The organism is Geothrix sp. SG200 (assembly GCF_022808935.1).
Lineage (GTDB): Bacteria > Acidobacteriota > Holophagae > Holophagales > Holophagaceae > Geothrix > Geothrix alkalitolerans.
This window is the reverse complement of sequence record NZ_JAKZFR010000004.1, coordinates 33,912-48,744: the sequence shown is the minus strand read 5'-3', so window position 1 is coordinate 48,744 and position 14,833 is coordinate 33,912. Positions and strand designations below refer to the sequence as shown.

Below are 14,833 nucleotides of genomic sequence, written 5' to 3'. Positions count from 1 at the left end.
CTAGCCTACCGTCCCGTCCCCCCGGACGGCGCGGGAGGATGCGCCAGGGCATGGCGCAGGAAGGCCGCGGCCTGGCCCGCGAGCCCCCCGCCTACCTGGGCCCATGAAAAAGTCCGGGGGATGCTCAGGTCCGGGAGGGATATGAGCTCGAGGGTCCCCCGCTGCAGCTCCCGCTGGATGCTCCAGCGCGAAAGGAAGCCGATGCCGAGGCCCAGCAGGACGCAGGACTTGATGGCCTCGGTATCTCCCACCACCAGGTCCGTGGCCCGGGGGCCCTGGATCCGCCGCGTCCTCCTCAGGGAGCGCTCCACCACCACCCGCGTGCCCGAGCCCGGCTCGCGCCAGATGAGCGGAACCCCGGCCAGGTCCGCCGCGGTGCGCACGGCCCTCAGCGGCTCCGGCGCCCGGGCCGCCCGGACGGCCACCAGCTCGTCCTTCAGGTAGGGCTGCATGGACAGCCCGGGAGCCCGCGTGAGCCCCTCCACCAGGGCCAGGGGGACACGCCCCTCCCGCACCCAGGCCAGCACCTCATCCGTGTTGCCCACCTCCAGGACCAGCGGAGCAGGCCGGTGGCTGGCGGCAAAGGCCTGGAGCACCGGGGGAAGGATGTAGGCGGCGGCGGTGGTGCTCGCGCCCAGACGCAATTCCCCGGCGGGCTGCTCTTCGGCCTGAAGCCGCTCCACCGCCTCCTCCAGCAGGCGATGGACCCGCCGGGCGTAGTCCGCCAGGAGGCGACCGGTCTCGGTGAGCTGAACCCCGGAGGCGTGGCGGGTGAAGAGGGAGCGGCCCAGGTCCGCCTCCAGCTGCCGGATCTGGGCTGTCACGGCCGGCTGGGACAGGTTCAGGAGGCTGGCGGCCGCGGAGATCCGGCCCGCCTGGGCCACCACTCGGAAGGTCTCCAGGCGGCGGGGGTCGAGGTCATCACGCATCGGGTTCCATCCGTTTTTCTGATGAGTCATCCATTATGACTATTATTTTTTTGAATCGAATGGGCCTACCTTCAGTCCCCATGAAGCACCTCGCATCCCTCCTCCTTCCCCTCGGCGCCCTCTTGGCCCTGGCCCCCTTCACCCCCGCCGCGGCGGCCCTGGTGGGGGGCGCCGCGCTGGCCCTCACCCTGGGCAATCCTGCGGCCAGCCTCACCCGCAGGTGGACCCACCGGCTGCTGCCCCTGGCTGTCATCGGCCTGGGCGCGGACATGAACCTGCGGGCGGTGGCCAGGGCGGGCCTGCACGGCCTCGGCTACACGGCCCTGAGTCTGCTCCTGGTGCTCGCCCTGGGCCTCTGGCTGGCGCGGACGCTGAAGGTGGACAGCGAGACCGGCCTGCTGATCTCCGTGGGCACCGCCATCTGCGGCGGCAGCGCCATCGCGGCGGTGGCCCCGGTGATCCGCGCCAGGGACCACGGCATCTCCGTGGCCCTGGCCACGGTCTTCCTGCTCAACGCCGCCGCCCTCGTCATCTTCCCGCCCCTGGGCCACGCGGCCGGGCTGGGCCAGGACGCCTTCGGCCTCTGGTCGGCCCTGGCCATCCACGACACCAGCTCCGTGGTGGGCGCGGGGCTCGCGTACGGCCCCCGGGCCCTGGAGGTGGCCACCACCGTGAAGCTGGCCCGGGCCCTGTGGATCGTGCCGCTCACCTTCGGCATCGGCTGGGTCATGGCCCGCCGCGAACCCGCCTCCGCCGACGCCCCGCCGGTGAAGAAGCCCTGGTTCATCGCCGGCTTCCTGGCCATGGCGGCCCTCGTCACCTTCGTGCCCGCCCTCCAGGTGCCGGGGCACCTGGTGGCCGCCGCCGCCCGGCGCGTCCTGGTGCTCACCCTCTTCCTCATCGGCGCCGGCCTCGGCCGCGAGGCCCTGCGCAGCGTGGGCCTCCGCCCCTTCCTCCAGGGGCTGGTGCTCTGGCTCATCGTGGGATCGCTGGGCCTGGGGGCGGTGAAGCTGGGGTGGCTGACGGTGGGATAAAGCCCAAAAAAAAGCGGAACGCGAAGACCGCGAAGGGGGGCTTTGCTCCCGGCGAAGCACGCGAAGCCCGTTCCGATGGCTTCAGTCCCAGGTCATCCGGGCCTTCGGCCCCCGGGTCTCGCGCAGCGAGACTCGGCTTTGCAGACGGCGGCCCAGGCGGATCCCAGAAAACCGCCATGGCCGCCGTCTGCAAAGGGATGGCCCAGGATGGGTCGGCGCTGTTCGCGGTCTTCGCCCGCCCGCAGGGCGCCTTCGCCTCCTTCGCGTTCTTCTTTCATCGCGCTTCGATGGGCCTCACGCCGTTCGCAGTATCCGGGGTTTCACGCGGCCCTGATAATGGGGTTTCGGCATATCGAGGTGTCCATGATCCGCCCCTTCCAAGGCATGGTTCCCAAGCTCGGCTCGCGCGTGTTCCTGGCGGACAGCGCGCTGGTGCTGGGCGATGTGGCCATCGGCGACGACGCCAGCATCTGGTTCAACTGCGCCATCCGCGGCGACGTGAACTGGATCCGCATCGGCGCTCGCACCAACATCCAGGACGCCTGCTGCCTCCACGTCACCAATGGCAAGTGGCCCCTGCTCATCGAGGAGGAGGTCAGCATCGCCCACAACGTGATGCTGCACGGCTGCACCATCCGGAAGGGCGCCCTCATCGGCATGAGCACGACGATCATGGACGGCGCCGAGATCGGCGAAGGCTGCCTCGTGGCCGCGGGCAGCCTCGTGCGCGAGGGCCTCCAGGCGCCCCCCCACAGCCTGGTGGCCGGCTGGCCCGCCAGGGTGAAGGGCCCCCTCAGCGAGCAGCAGCGCGAGCTCGTGGCCAGCGTCTGGACCCGCTACGTGCGGTACAAGGAGGCCTACTTCGCCGACGGCTGGCCCGTGGCGCAGGCGCCGTCGATCGACGCCCCACAACCCGGTTTCGCCGAGGGCCACCCCTTTCCTTGACCCTCAGTTCTGGGCTGCCGGCGGGTTCACCACCTCCCAGCCGTCCTCGGTGCGACCCTGCACCTGCTCCTGGGTGTGGGTGATGACCTCGGCCGTCAGCACGCGCTGCTCGTTCCGCCGAGGAATCTCGGCCCGGAACTTCACGGACCAGGTGGTGACGCCCCCTTCCTCGCTGCGGTCCGGATGGATCATCACCGCGCCGCCGGGGCCGGTCTCGCCGCCCAGGAAGGCCGGGCTCTGGGGATCGAAGGGGTTCCTCAGGGCCGCCAGCTCCGGATCCCGGAGGAGATCCCGAATGAGGGCTTCCTGGGGCACGGGTTGGCCAGGATTCCGGGCCTGCCATTCCAGGACGGCGGCTTCAGCCTTGGCCTTCGCCCGGTCGAGGTGGTGCTGGACGGCCGTATTCCGGACCTGCTCCCGGTAGAGCATCACGCTGGGAACGGCGAAGGCGGCTGCCATGCCCATGACGGGCAGCATCAGCGCCGCCAGCACGAGGCCGATGATGCCCGTGACCAGGCCCGTGGATGGGACCGGTGCGTAGCCCTCGGGGTCTGCCTTGGCCAGGCGCTTCGCCTTGGCCTGCTGGACCAGGGCCACGATGCCCAGGATGAGCGCCACAGGGAGGCCCACGCAGGTGAGGGCGAAGACGATGGAGAGGATGCCGCAGACCTTGGCGGCCTTGGCGCCGGGGGCGGGAAGCAGGGAGAGATCGCTCATCGGTCAGTCCAGGGGAGCGGTCTTGGTGTACACGGACTCGCCGTTGATCGGCTGCTGGAGGCGCACGGCCCCGGCCAACCACCCCTGGCGGGCCTGAGCGGGATCTGGTGGGGCCAGGAGGAAGACGGGCGTCCCCTTCTCCGTGGCCCGGGCTCGGACGAGTGAGGCGAGGGTCTCGGGATCGGCCCCCTCCACCACGCCGATGGTGTAGACGAAGGGCGGCGCTGCCGGATTCCAGGGATTCCGGGCCTCGCGGCCGAGATCCTTCAGCTTGGCTTCGAGCGCCCCTGGAATCGCGGACGGGGGCGCGTGCGCCTCGACCTGGCGGTCGTACTCGGCCGTCAGATTCCAGAGGGTCCCGGTCAGGGCCGCCATCGCGGCCTTGTCCCGGGCCCGGCCCCGCTGGCCCAGCAGGGCGGGAATGGCGATGGCCGCGATGATCCCGATGATGGCGAGGAGCACCGGCAGCACCAGGCCGATGATGGCCGTCACGAGCCCCACGTTGCCCACGGGTTCGTAGGCGCCCGGCGCCGCGGCGAAGGCGCTCTTCGCCTTGTTGTGCTGGACCAGGGCCACGATGGCCAGCACCAGCCCCACGGGCAGACACAGCACGCCGAGCACGATGGAAAGGATCCCGGTGGTCTTGGCGGTGCTCGCGCCGGGAGCCTGGGGCAGGTTGGAAGCGGACACGGTCATCTCCGATGGGGGTCTGAACCAGCATTCCAGAACCGCGCCCTCCGGGAAAGATCGTCCCTCCCGTCGCTTGACAGGCTGGGCTAGACTCTCGGGATCATGTCCCCCCTGCTGATCCTCCGCGTCCACGCCGATCTGCGCCTCGGGCTGGGGCACGTGGCCCGCGCCATCGCCCTGCAGGAGGCCTGGCGCGCCCTCGGGGGCACCGCCTGCATCGCCGCCTCGGGGGATGACCGCGCCCGCCGGGTGGGCGGTGGCCGGCACCCCTTCCTGGACCAGGCCCTGCCCTGCGAGGCGACCTACCTGGGCGAGGCGATCCACGCGCCCTTGCCGACGGAACTGAAGGCCCGCGCCGCCGTGGCGCTCGTGGACCAGTGGGACACCAGCACCGAGTTCCTCCAGGCCCTGCGCCCCCTGAGGGTGGCCGTCATGGAGGACGACACGGACGCCCATGAGGTGGCGGACCTGCTCTTCCAGCCTTTCCTGGAGGGTGTCCGCTGGGCGGACCATCCCGTGAAGGTGGTGGATGGGCGCAAGATCCGGCCCTACGAGACCACCTCCGGCGCCTGCCGCGTGGTGCGTGGCGCCAACTTCATCGTGGTGGACAAGGCCGCGCTGGAGCTGCGTCCCAAGCGGGTGCCCCTCCAGCCCCTGGCCGTCCACAAGCTGCTGGTCACCTTCGGCGGCAGCGACGGTCCCAACCTGGCGCAGAAGGCCTTCGACACCCTGGCCAGGCTGGCCTCCGAGGACCGCTGGCACGGCGCCTGCACGCTGCTGGCCCCCAACGGCATCCAGGGCGATCCCTTCCCGGGCTGCACCGTGGCCAGGAGCCTGCCGGCCCTCACCCGGCGCATCCAGGACCACGACGCCATCTGGTGTTCGGCCGGCGTGACCCTGGCCGAAGCCCTCTGCATGGGCGTCCCCGCCACGGTTTGGGGCCAGAACGACCGGCAGCACGGCATCCTGGCGGACCTGGCCATGGCGAACGGCTGCTTCGACCTGGGCGTGGGGCCCGAGGCCGACCTCGGCATCGTGCGGGAGGCGCTGACGCAATGGCTGGGTCCCGAGGGCCAGGACAACCGCCAGGAGCAGGTGCGCGACGGCATGGCCCTGGTGGACGGACTGGGCGCCTCGCGCATCGCGCAGGAGCTGTGGCGGTTGGCCGCGCCCCAGGGCTGAAATCCCGGCTTGACCCCACCGGCCTCCAACGATAAGCTTTCCCTTCTGTGGACTCGCCGCCCGTAGGGTGGTGTCTTCGCAGCCTGATGTGATCCCGGAGCAGGCCATGAGCACGTACTTCCCGAAAGCCGATGATCTGAAGCGCCAGTGGTTCCTGGTGGATGCCACCGGCATTCCCGTGGGCCGCCTGAGCACCGCCGTGGCGGATGTCCTCTCCGGCAAGAACAAGCCGACCTGGACCCCCTTCCTCGACACCGGCGACCATGTCGTCGTCATCAACGCCGAGAAGGCCGTCCTGACCGGCAAGAAGGGCGTGCAGAAGTTCTACCGCCGCACCACCACCCAGCCTGGCTCCATGAAGGAAGTCAAGGCCGAGGTGATGAAGGCCACCTACCCCGAGCGCATCATCGAGAGCGCGGTCAAGGGCATGCTGCCCAAGGGCCCCCTCGGACGGGCGATGTACCGCAAGCTGAAGGTCTATGCCGGCCCCGAGCACGAGCAGGCCGCCCAGCAGCCCCAGATCCTGACCATCCAGAAGTAGAGGCGAGGACCCCATGGCCATTTCCCAGAACTACGGAACCGGTCGCCGCAAGAGCGCGGCCGCCCGCGCCTTCCTCCGTCCCGGCACCGGCAAGATCACCGTCAACGGCCGCAGCCTCGAGAACTACTTCCCGAACGCCGTGCTCCGCATGATGGTCCACCAGCCCCTGGTGCTGGCCGACCTCGACGGCAAGTTCGACATGGTCATCAGCGTCGTCGGCGGCGGCCCCGCCGGCCAGGCCTCGGCCATCCGCATGGGCATCTCCCGCGCCCTGCTGGGCTACAACGAGCAGCTGAAGTCCCTCCTGCGCGGCGCCGGTCTCCTGACCCGCGACCCCCGCATGAAGGAGCGCAAGAAGCCCGGTCGCAAGGCCGCCCGTCGCCGCTTCCAGTTCAGCAAGCGCTAACTTTTTCGGCTGCGCCGAAAAAGCATTGGAAAAGCTTTGCGGGGGGCTTCGGCCCCCCGAGCTACACCGGGCCGCCCCCGGCATCTGCAGGAAGGGCGGTCGAATCGAGGCGGGAAACCGCCTTCCATCCCACCGCGGCGTCCTTCTTGAAACCGCCGCTTGACCAGGGAGGCCAGCATGGCTGCCATCCAGATGAAGGAACTCCTCGAGGCCGGTGCCCACTTCGGGCACCAGACCAAGCGCTGGAACCCCAAGATGAAGAAGTATATCTTTGGGGCCCGCAACAGCATCTACATCATCGACCTCCAGAAGACCCTGCGCCTCTGGAACTCCGCCGCGAACTTCCTGACCAAGGCCGCCAGTGAGGGAAAGAACTTCCTCTTCGTGGCCACCAAGCCCCAGGCCCAGGAGCTCATCGCCGAGCAGGCCGGCCGCTGCGGCGCCTTCTACGTCAACAACCGCTGGCTGGGCGGCATGCTGACCAACTTCGCCACCATCAAGAAGAGCCTCGAGAAGTTCCGCGAGATCGAAGCCACCCTGGCGGATCCCGCCCGCACGGCCATGCTCTCCAAGAAGGAGCTGCTGAACCTCGACCGCCAGCGCCTCAAGCTGGAGACCGCGTTCCACGGCATCCGCGACATGCGCTCGCTGCCCGACGTGCTCTTCGTCATCGATCCCCATCGCGAGGACATCGCCGTCACCGAGGCCAAGAAGCTGGGCATCAAGGTGGTGGGCATCGTGGACACCAACTGCGACCCCGACATGGTCGACTACGTGATCCCCGCCAATGACGACGCCATCCGCTCCATCCTGCTCTTCTCCGAGCGCGTGGCCGACTCCATCCTCGAGGGCCGCCAGTCCTTCCGCGACAAGGGTGACAGCGACGAGATGAAGAAGATGATGGCCGAAAAAATGGAAGTCGAGGGCTAGTCCCTCTCCGCCCCATTCGTCAGCCATCAGAGGGCCCGCCCGCTGATGGCTGATGGTCTGAAGACCCCACCCGATTCCAGGAGATGACATGGCATTCACCGCCAATGACGTGAAGAACCTTCGCGAGAAAACCGGCCTCGGCATGATGGACTGCAAGAAGGCGCTGGAGGAGAACAACGGCGACATGGAGCAGGCCGTCGAGTGGCTGCGCAAGAAGGGCCTCGCCGCCTCCGCCAAGAAGGCCGACCGCATCGCCGCCGAAGGCATCGTGGAGGCCTACATCCACCCCGGCGGCCGCGTGGGCGTGCTGGTGGAAGTGAACTCCGAGACCGACTTCGTGGCCCGCAACGAGGCCTTCCAGCGCCTGGTGAAGGAGATCGCGATGCACATCGCGGCCGCCGACCCCGCGCCCCGCTTCGTCACCAAGGACGAGGTCACCCAGGACTTCCTCGACACCGAGAAGCGCATCGCCACCGAGCAGGCCCTGGCCACCGGCAAGCCCCAGAACATCGTCGAGAAGATCGTCGAGGGCAAGATGAACAGCATCTTCAAGGAGGTCTGCCTCCTCGAGCAGCCCTTCATCATGAACCCCGACCTCACGGTGCAGCAGTACCTGTCCCAGAAGACCGCCGAGATCGGCGAGAAGCTCAGCGTCCGCCGCTTCACGAAGTACATCATGGGCGAGGGCCTCGAGAAGCGCAGCGAGAACTTCGCCGCCGAAGTCGCCGCCGCCAAGTAGGTTCCTTTTCCTGCTACAAAAGGGGCGGCCGTTCCGGCCGCCCCTTTTGTAGGTACGCCCCCACCCGGATCGGAGTCCCCATGAAGTTCAAGCGCATCCTCCTCAAACTCTCCGGCGAAGCCCTCATGGGCGAGCAGAAGTACGGCATCGATCCCGCGGTGGTCAACATGATCGCCGACCAGGTCAAGGCCATCCGGGAGCTGGGCGTGGAGGTGGGCCTCGTCATCGGGGGCGGCAACATCTTCCGCGGCGTCGCGGGCGCCACCAAGGGCATGGACCGCACCACCGCCGATCACATGGGCATGCTGGCCACCATGATCAACGCCCTGGCCCTCCAGGACGCTCTGGAGCACAAGGGCGTCCACACCCGCACCCTGTCCGGCCTGGAGATGCCCAAGGTGGCCGAAAGCTACATCCGCCGCCGGGCCACCCGCCACCTGGAGAAGGGCCGCGTGGTGATCTTCGGCGCGGGCACCGGCAATCCGTACTTCAGCACGGACACCGCCGCCGCCCTGCGTGGCAACGAGATCGCCGCCGAGGTGGTGATGAAGGCCACCAACGTGGACGGCATCTACACCGCCGACCCCAAGCAGGACCCCACCGCCACCCGCTTCGACCGGATCTGTTTCCAGGACGTGCTGGAGAAGGGCCTGCGGGTCATGGACGCCTCCGCCATCGCCCTGTGCATGGAAAACAAGCTCCCCATCCTCGTCTTCGACATGAACAAGCCCGGCAACCTCGTGGCCGCCGTGCAGGGCGAGCCCGTGGGCACGCTGGTCTCCTGACCGCCCGAAGACATGGCCCGGTTCCCGGCCCTCCCCGACGCCACGGTCCTCTCTGACCCGGAGGTCCTGGAACCCTATCGTCGCGACGAATCCCACGTGCAGGGAAGCCTGCCCCTGGCCGTGGTGCTGCCCAGGGGTCCCGCGGCCCTCAAGGAGCTGGTGCGCCTCGCCAAGGCCGAGGGCTTCGGCCTGGTGCCCCGGGGCGCGGGCACGGGCAAGGCGGGCGGCTGCGTGCCCGCGGGGGAACGGGCCGTGGTCGTCGACTTCTCGACCTGGCGCGGCGAGCTGCGGCTGTCGCCCCAGGACCTCTGCCTCAGCGCCCCCGCCAGCGCCCCCCTGCGGGACGTGAAGGCCGCGGCCGCCGCCGGGGGCCTCTTCTACCCGCCGGACCCCAACTCCTGGGAGAGCTGCGCCCTGGGCGGCACCCTGGCCACCAACGCTGGCGGCCCCAACGCCTGCAAGTACGGCATGACCCGCCACTGGGTGCTGTCCGTGGACGCGCTGCTGGAGGACGGCGAAGTGCACACCTTCGGCATCCACAGCGTGAAGGCCAACGCGGGCCCGGCCCTGGGCCAGCTCCTCATCGGCAGCGAGGGCATCTTCGGGTTCATCGTGGGCGCCACCCTGCGCCTCACCCCCCTGCCCCGGGAGCACGCCACCCTGCTGCTGCCCGTGAAGCGCTGGGAGGACCTGCTGGACCTGCCGGGCCGCCTGGTGGGCGCGGGCTACCTGCCCAGCGCCTTCGAGTTCTTCGACCCCGCTGTCCTGGCCGAGCTGCGCGCCCACGGCCCCGAGGAAGCCCGCCGCCTGCCCGGCGAGGCCCTGGCCATCCTGGAGTTCGACGACCGCGGCTGCACCTCGGAGGCCTTTCTCGAAGGCCTCATGGACCTGCTGGGCCCCGTGGCGGAGAACCTGGAGATCGCCTCAGACGCGCGCCAGCGGGCGGGCATCTGGGCCGTGCGCCGCATGACCAGCGCCTTCCTGAAGGAGCGCCACCCGAAGAAGGTCAGCGAGGACATCGTCGTGCCCCGCAGCCGCCTGCGCGAGTTCTTCGCAGGGCTGGAGCGCCTGGCCATCCCCAGCGTGACCTACGGCCACCTGGGCGACGGCAACCTGCACGTGAACCTGCTGGGCGCCGGCGAGGCCGATCCTGCCCAGCTGGAGCGCCAGCTCCTGGACCTCTTCCGCCTCGCCCTCAGCCTGGGCGGCACCCTCAGCGGCGAGCACGGCATCGGCCTCGCCAAGCGGGACGCCTTCCTGGCCCTGTCCGACCCCGGCCAGATCCGGGCCCTCCGCGCCCTCAAGCAGGCCCTGGATCCCAGCGGCCTCTTCAATCCGGGCAAGGTCATCTGATCAGCATGTCCCGGGAGTAGACTCGCTCCATGACCGCCTGGGACCCCGACCTGCTGGCCGCGCCGCCCCTGCTGGACGGAGAGGACCGGCTGCCGCCGGAGCACAAGCTCTTCGCCCTGCGCACCCTGCCTCTGGGCGAGATCAGGGCCATCGGCTTCGACATGGACCACACCCTGGCGCGCTACCGGGCGCCGGAGATCGACGAGCTGGCCTTCAAGAAAGCGGTGCGCCTGCTGGCGCGGGACCGCGGCTACTCGCCGTGGCTCCTGGAGATCGGCTACGACCCGGCCTTCGCCGTGCGCGGCCTGCTGCTGGACGGACTCCGCGGCAACGTGCTCAAGCTCAACCGCGAGCGCCAGGTGGTCCGCGCCTGCCACGGCACCCGGATCCTGCCCCGGCCGGAGCTGGACGCCGTCTATGGCCGCCGCCGGCTGTCCACCTCCGCCAAGGGCTTCCGCAACCTCGACACCCTGTTCGAGATCCCCGAGGGCTACCTCTACGCCCGGATGGTGGACGGCTTCGACCAGGGCATCCTTCAGGCCGGGAACTACCTCCAGATCTTCCATGACGTGCGCTGGGCCATCGACACCGCCCACCGCAACGGGGAGATGAAAGGGGAGATCCTCGAGCACCGCGACTTCTTCATCCCAAGGGATCCCCAGCTGGCCCTGGCCCTGGACCGGCTCAAGCGGGAGGGAAAGAAGCTCTTCCTCCTGACCAACAGTGAGTGGAGCTTCACCGCGGGCGTCCTGGGCCACCTGCTGGACGGCCAGGACGAAGCCCGGCCCCGCTGGACCGACTACTTCGACCTGATCGTGGTGAGCAGCCGGAAGCCGGATTTCTTCCTCGACACGCCGCCTCCCGCGGCCATCGAAGGGCAGCCCCGGTGCTACACCGGTGGCCATGCCGCCTGGCTGGAGGCCCAACTGGGGGCCGAGGGCGAGCAGATCCTCTACGTGGGCGACCACATCTACGGCGACGTGCTCCGATCCAAGAAGAACGCCTCCTGGCGGACCCTGCTGCTGGTGCCGGAGCTGGAGCACGAGATCCAGCTGCTGGAGGCGAAGAACCACGACATGCGGGACATGCTCCGCCTGGAGACCATCCGCCGCCGCACACTCCGCCGGGCCTCCGTGCTCATGGACCAGTGGAAGCGCAACCGGGTGCGGCGGCACGTGCTGGGCCCCCGCCTCAGCGCCGAGGCCACCGTCGCCCTGGACCATGAGGCCGCCCACCTGGCCAGCAGCGCAGAGGCGCTCCAGCGGCGGGCCGAGATCCATAGCCTCGAGCTGGACGCCCTCACGAAGTCCGTGGAGGCCGCCTTCAACCCCACCTGGGGCCCCATGTTCCGGGACCGGGACGAGCCGACCCGCTTCGCCGACCAGCTCCAGCAGTTCGCCTGCGCCTACACCGGCCGCGTGGCCAACCTCTACATGTACGACCCGCACATGACCGTGTACGCCCCGGTGCCCACCCTGCCCCACGAGCGGGTGGGGTGAGGCGGCTTTGGCCCGGAAGTAGGGAGAAAAGCGGTTTTGCCACCGATTCCGCCGATTGCGGTGATGGGGCCTCGGATGATTCCCGCATGGGCCGGCCGGAGGCCGTGGCGGTCGGCGCCGCACGCCTGGGGTGGTGGGGGGGTCGCGCACCCTCAAAAGGGCGCGACCCTGCCACCTCCCATGGAGCCCATGCTGCGCCGGGCCGGGTCCATCTTTTCATCACCGAAATCACTGAAATCGGTGGCGAAAATGATTTTTCCTTTCCCCCCCCCACAATATCCCGGCAGACCGGGCTCAGCGAGTGACGCGGCTCCGGGCCTTGGCCTGGGCGATCACATGCTTGATGGCGCCCACGGTCTGGTCCTGGTCGGCCTCGCTGAGGCCCGGCCACAGGGGCAGGCTCATGAGGCGCTCGCCGCTCCACTCGGTGTGGGGAAGGCCGTCCTGGGGCAGGTGCTGGGGGTGCGCGGCGTAGAAGTCCCGGTACCAGGGGTGGATGTGGGCCGGGCGGTAGTGGATGCCCGTGCCGATGTTCTCCTCCTTCAAGGCCGCCACGAAGGCGTCGCGGTCGAGGCCAATCTTCTCGGGGTGGATGCGCAGCACGAAGAGGTGGAAGCAGTGGCCGTGGTCGGCGTCGCCGGGCCAGGGCAGCATCACCTCGTCCATGTCCTTCATCAGCTCGAGGTAGCGGTGGAACAGCACGCCGCGCCGCTCGTTGAAGCCGTCCAGCTTGTCGATCTGGTGCAGGCCCATGGCCGCCTGGAGGTCCATGAAGTTGGCCTTGCGGGCGGGCTCGTAGACCTCCGTGTGGGGGCTGCCCTCCTTGGCGAAGCGCTTCCAGGCGTCCCGGTCGATGCCGTGGAAGCGCAGGCGCTTGATGCGGCTCTCGTACTCGTCGTTGAAGAAGGCGATGGCGCCGCCCTCGCCCGTGGTCATGTTCTTGTTCGGGTGGAAGCTGTAGACGCTCATGATCGAGCGGGGGTTCCCGCCGATCTTGGTGCCCTTGTAGTGGGCGCCCATGGCCTGGGCCGCGTCCTCGATGACCCAGAGGTCGTGCTTTTCCGCGATGCGCCAGATCTCGTCCATGGGGCACGGCAGGCCCGTGAGGTGCACGGGGATGATGCCCTTGGTGCGGGGCGTGATGGCCGCCTCCAGCTTCGCCGGGTCGATGTTGAGCGTTTTCGGGTCGATGTCCACCAGCACCGGCACGCCGCCCTGCAACACCACCGTGCTCAGCGTGCTCACCCAGGTGAGCGAGGTGGTGATGACCTCGTCGCCCGGCTGCAGGTTCAGCACCTGCATGGTGATCTCCTGCGCAGTGGTGGCGCTGTTCATCGTCAGGCAGTGGGGCACGCCGTTGTAGGCCTTCAGCTTCTCCTCGAAGGCCGCCGATTTCGGCCCCGTGGTGATCCATCCGCTGTGGATGGTGTCGATCATCTCCGCGATCTCCTCCTCGCCGACCATGGGGCGGGTGAAGGGGAGGAAGTGCAGGCGGCGGACGTAGGACATGGAGGCTCCGTACACGAGCGATCATTTTCACACATCGCGGAGTGAAGCTCCGCGATCGACCACAGACCACCAGCTCGCCAAGTCCTACGCGATCGGCATCGTGATCGTCAGGGTGCTGCCCTTGCCGAGGCCCTCGCTGTGGAGGTGGATGGTGCCGCCCATCATGCCCATGAGGTGCTTGCAGATGACGAGGCCGAGCCCGGTGCCGCCGTACTCGCGGGCGTGGCCTCCTTCGGCCTGGGCGAACTTCTGGAAGAGGCGCGCCTGGCCTTCGGGACTCACACCGATGCCCGTGTCCACCACCATGAGGACGATGACGCCCGGGCGCCGCTCCACCTGGACGGCGACGCTGCCCTCCTTGGTGAACTTCAGGGCGTTCGAGAGCAGGTTGAGGAGCACCTGCTTCAGGCGGCTCGGATCCACCATCACTTCGGGCAGGCTGGTGGCGTCGGGCCAGACCAGCTCCACCCCGGGCTTGCGGGGGTACGCCTCCGCGATGGGCTTCACCTCGTCCAGCAGCCGGTCGAGACCGAAGGGTTCCGGGTGGACCTCCAGGCGTCCCGATTCGATCTTGGCGAGGTCGAGGATGTCGTTCAGCAGGGCCAGGAGGTGCTGCCCGGAGCTGTAGCTGTCCTGGAGCATGGACCGCATCTCCTCGGCGTCGTCGTAGAGGCCGTCCATGACCAGGCGCGTGAAGCCCAGGATGCCCGTGAGCGGCGTGCGCAGCTCGTGGCTGGTGAGGGCCAGGAACTCGCTCTTGAGCTGGTCCGCCTCGCGCAGCGCGTCATTGACGCGCTCCAGTTCGAGGGTCTGGCTCTGAAGCGCGTCCCGCTGCTCGGACAGATCCCGGAAAAGCCAGGCGTTGTAGAGGGAGATGGCCGTCTGCCGCTGGAGGATGGAGATGGAATCCAGCTCCTCCTCCTCCACCCGCCGGTCCGCCGGCACCGCCAGGATCACGAAGCCCATGAGGAGGAGCTGGTGCTCGAAGGGGACGAAGTAGAGGAGGGCGCCATCGGGCCCGCGGAGCGGCGCCAGGGTGGCCCCGCCGCAGGGCTTGTCCAGCCACTGGCTCTGGAACAGAACCAGGGGCATCTCCGGGAAGGGGTTCGGGGCGGGAAGCCGCATCTCCGACCATTCGGTGCGGGTGAGCCCGGCCGCCTCCTTGGGCAGGTAGCTGGAGCCCCCGTCCTCCAGCGTCCACACCACGGCGCGGGGGCAACGGAATTCCTGCACCAGCACATCGAGGACCACGCTGACCACCTGTCCCCCCTTGGAGGTGGCGGCCAGGATCTCGGACACGTGCTGGAGGACCTGCATCTGATGCGACCGGCGGTTCAGCTTGGCGCGCAGCTCCCGCACCTCGTGCATGGCGACGGTGAACTGCCGCTGGGCCTGCATCAGCTCCGCCAGCAGCTCCGCGCCCTGAGGCCGCGGGGCCTGGCTCGCGGGGGCATGCTTGGGCCCGGAGCCCGTGGCCGGGCCGGGGGGCGCGGACTTGCCCCCGGAGTCCGTCCTCGAAGGGGGCGGGGTCGGCTTGGGGCCGGAGGGCGGGGATGAGGAGGGCATCGGACTCC

Annotated in this window: 15 protein-coding genes; 10 read left to right on the top strand and 5 right to left on the bottom strand. The window is 69.2% G+C overall.

Annotation, left to right across the window (positions count from 1 at the left end; translation table 11 throughout):
* Positions 1 to 5: 5 nt before the first annotated feature.
* Entirely contained in the window at positions 6 to 929 is a 924-nt protein-coding gene (locus ML539_RS09470) for a LysR family transcriptional regulator (RefSeq protein WP_243322823.1), read from the bottom strand.
* Between the two features lie 80 nt (positions 930 to 1,009).
* On the opposite strand from ML539_RS09470, the gene ML539_RS09465 reads away from it, so the two are divergent.
* Together ML539_RS09465 and ML539_RS09460 are read left to right on the top strand one after the other, a co-directional pair.
* On the top strand, positions 1,010 to 1,963 hold the full coding sequence (locus ML539_RS09465) for a putative sulfate exporter family transporter (protein ID WP_243322822.1): 954 nt from the start codon (positions 1,010 to 1,012) through the stop codon (positions 1,961 to 1,963).
* A 363-nt stretch (positions 1,964 to 2,326) separates the two neighbouring features.
* Positions 2,327 to 2,908 (top strand): gamma carbonic anhydrase family protein, encoded by a 582-nt coding sequence (locus tag ML539_RS09460; protein WP_243322821.1) that lies wholly within the window; start codon positions 2,327 to 2,329, stop codon positions 2,906 to 2,908.
* Positions 2,909 to 2,911: 3 nt separating this feature from the next.
* Here ML539_RS09460 and ML539_RS09455 read toward each other — a convergent pair whose 3' ends face one another.
* The gene (locus tag ML539_RS09455; protein WP_243322820.1) at positions 2,912 to 3,625 is read right to left on the bottom strand and encodes a DUF4190 domain-containing protein; all 714 of its coding nucleotides are present in this window, start codon (positions 3,623 to 3,625) and stop codon (positions 2,912 to 2,914) included.
* Between the two features lie 3 nt (positions 3,626 to 3,628).
* Positions 3,629 to 4,315, bottom strand: coding sequence for a hypothetical protein (locus ML539_RS09450; RefSeq protein WP_243322819.1), 687 nt, complete (start codon positions 4,313 to 4,315; stop codon positions 3,629 to 3,631).
* A gap of 102 nt (positions 4,316 to 4,417) precedes the next feature.
* Between ML539_RS09450 and ML539_RS09445 the strand changes: the two genes are divergently transcribed.
* From ML539_RS09445 to ML539_RS09410, 8 genes are all read left to right on the top strand, one after another.
* Entirely contained in the window at positions 4,418 to 5,497 is a 1,080-nt protein-coding gene (locus ML539_RS09445) for a hypothetical protein (RefSeq protein ID WP_243322818.1), read from the top strand.
* A gap of 106 nt (positions 5,498 to 5,603) precedes the next feature.
* On the top strand, positions 5,604 to 6,038 hold the full coding sequence (gene rplM, locus ML539_RS09440) for a 50S ribosomal protein L13 (protein ID WP_243287185.1): 435 nt from the start codon (positions 5,604 to 5,606) through the stop codon (positions 6,036 to 6,038).
* A gap of 13 nt (positions 6,039 to 6,051) precedes the next feature.
* Complete coding sequence (gene rpsI, locus ML539_RS09435) at positions 6,052 to 6,444, top strand: 30S ribosomal protein S9 (RefSeq protein WP_243322817.1); 393 nt, start codon at positions 6,052 to 6,054, stop codon at positions 6,442 to 6,444.
* 177 nt (positions 6,445 to 6,621) lie between these two features.
* On the top strand, positions 6,622 to 7,374 hold the full coding sequence (gene rpsB, locus ML539_RS09430; protein WP_243322816.1) for a 30S ribosomal protein S2: 753 nt from the start codon (positions 6,622 to 6,624) through the stop codon (positions 7,372 to 7,374).
* 88 nt (positions 7,375 to 7,462) lie between these two features.
* Positions 7,463 to 8,113, top strand: a complete 651-nt coding sequence (gene tsf / locus ML539_RS09425; protein WP_243294605.1) for a translation elongation factor Ts — start codon at positions 7,463 to 7,465, stop codon at positions 8,111 to 8,113.
* Positions 8,114 to 8,193: 80 nt separating this feature from the next.
* Positions 8,194 to 8,898, top strand: a complete 705-nt coding sequence (gene pyrH, locus ML539_RS09420) for a UMP kinase (protein ID WP_243322815.1) — start codon at positions 8,194 to 8,196, stop codon at positions 8,896 to 8,898.
* A gap of 12 nt (positions 8,899 to 8,910) precedes the next feature.
* Complete coding sequence (locus ML539_RS09415) at positions 8,911 to 10,251, top strand: FAD-binding oxidoreductase (protein WP_243322814.1); 1,341 nt, start codon at positions 8,911 to 8,913, stop codon at positions 10,249 to 10,251.
* Between the two features lie 29 nt (positions 10,252 to 10,280).
* The gene (locus tag ML539_RS09410) at positions 10,281 to 11,750 is read left to right on the top strand and encodes an HAD-IG family 5'-nucleotidase (RefSeq protein WP_243322813.1); all 1,470 of its coding nucleotides are present in this window, start codon (positions 10,281 to 10,283) and stop codon (positions 11,748 to 11,750) included.
* Between the two features lie 294 nt (positions 11,751 to 12,044).
* Here the strand turns inward: ML539_RS09410 and ML539_RS09405 are convergent, their stop codons facing one another.
* Together ML539_RS09405 and ML539_RS09400 are read right to left on the bottom strand one after the other, a co-directional pair.
* Positions 12,045 to 13,259 (bottom strand): aminotransferase class I/II-fold pyridoxal phosphate-dependent enzyme, encoded by a 1,215-nt coding sequence (locus ML539_RS09405; protein ID WP_243322812.1) that lies wholly within the window; start codon positions 13,257 to 13,259, stop codon positions 12,045 to 12,047.
* An 84-nt stretch (positions 13,260 to 13,343) separates the two neighbouring features.
* Positions 13,344 to 14,825 carry an ATP-binding protein gene (locus ML539_RS09400; RefSeq protein WP_243322811.1) on the bottom strand — a complete coding sequence of 494 codons (1,482 nt, stop codon included), beginning with the start codon at positions 14,823 to 14,825 and terminating at the stop codon, positions 13,344 to 13,346.
* Positions 14,826 to 14,833 lie beyond the last annotated feature (8 nt).

What these genes read in the sequence shown, in the direction of transcription:
- ML539_RS09470 (WP_243322823.1), bottom strand. Translation starts at nt 929, where the DNA reads ATGCGTGATGACCTCGACCCCCGCCGCCTGGAGACCTTCCGAGTGGTG.
- ML539_RS09465 (WP_243322822.1), top strand. Translation starts at nt 1,010, where the DNA reads ATGAAGCACCTCGCATCCCTCCTCCTTCCCCTCGGCGCCCTCTTGGCC.
- ML539_RS09460 (WP_243322821.1), top strand. Translation starts at nt 2,327, where the DNA reads ATGATCCGCCCCTTCCAAGGCATGGTTCCCAAGCTCGGCTCGCGCGTG.
- ML539_RS09455 (WP_243322820.1), bottom strand. Translation starts at nt 3,625, where the DNA reads ATGAGCGATCTCTCCCTGCTTCCCGCCCCCGGCGCCAAGGCCGCCAAG.
- ML539_RS09445 (WP_243322818.1), top strand. Translation starts at nt 4,418, where the DNA reads ATGTCCCCCCTGCTGATCCTCCGCGTCCACGCCGATCTGCGCCTCGGG.
- rplM (WP_243287185.1), top strand. Translation starts at nt 5,604, where the DNA reads ATGAGCACGTACTTCCCGAAAGCCGATGATCTGAAGCGCCAGTGGTTC.
- rpsI (WP_243322817.1), top strand. Translation starts at nt 6,052, where the DNA reads ATGGCCATTTCCCAGAACTACGGAACCGGTCGCCGCAAGAGCGCGGCC.
- rpsB (WP_243322816.1), top strand. Translation starts at nt 6,622, where the DNA reads ATGGCTGCCATCCAGATGAAGGAACTCCTCGAGGCCGGTGCCCACTTC.
- tsf (WP_243294605.1), top strand. Translation starts at nt 7,463, where the DNA reads ATGGCATTCACCGCCAATGACGTGAAGAACCTTCGCGAGAAAACCGGC.
- pyrH (WP_243322815.1), top strand. Translation starts at nt 8,194, where the DNA reads ATGAAGTTCAAGCGCATCCTCCTCAAACTCTCCGGCGAAGCCCTCATG.
- ML539_RS09415 (WP_243322814.1), top strand. Translation starts at nt 8,911, where the DNA reads ATGGCCCGGTTCCCGGCCCTCCCCGACGCCACGGTCCTCTCTGACCCG.
- ML539_RS09410 (WP_243322813.1), top strand. Translation starts at nt 10,281, where the DNA reads ATGACCGCCTGGGACCCCGACCTGCTGGCCGCGCCGCCCCTGCTGGAC.
- ML539_RS09405 (WP_243322812.1), bottom strand. Translation starts at nt 13,259, where the DNA reads ATGTCCTACGTCCGCCGCCTGCACTTCCTCCCCTTCACCCGCCCCATG.
- ML539_RS09400 (WP_243322811.1), bottom strand. Translation starts at nt 14,825, where the DNA reads ATGCCCTCCTCATCCCCGCCCTCCGGCCCCAAGCCGACCCCGCCCCCT.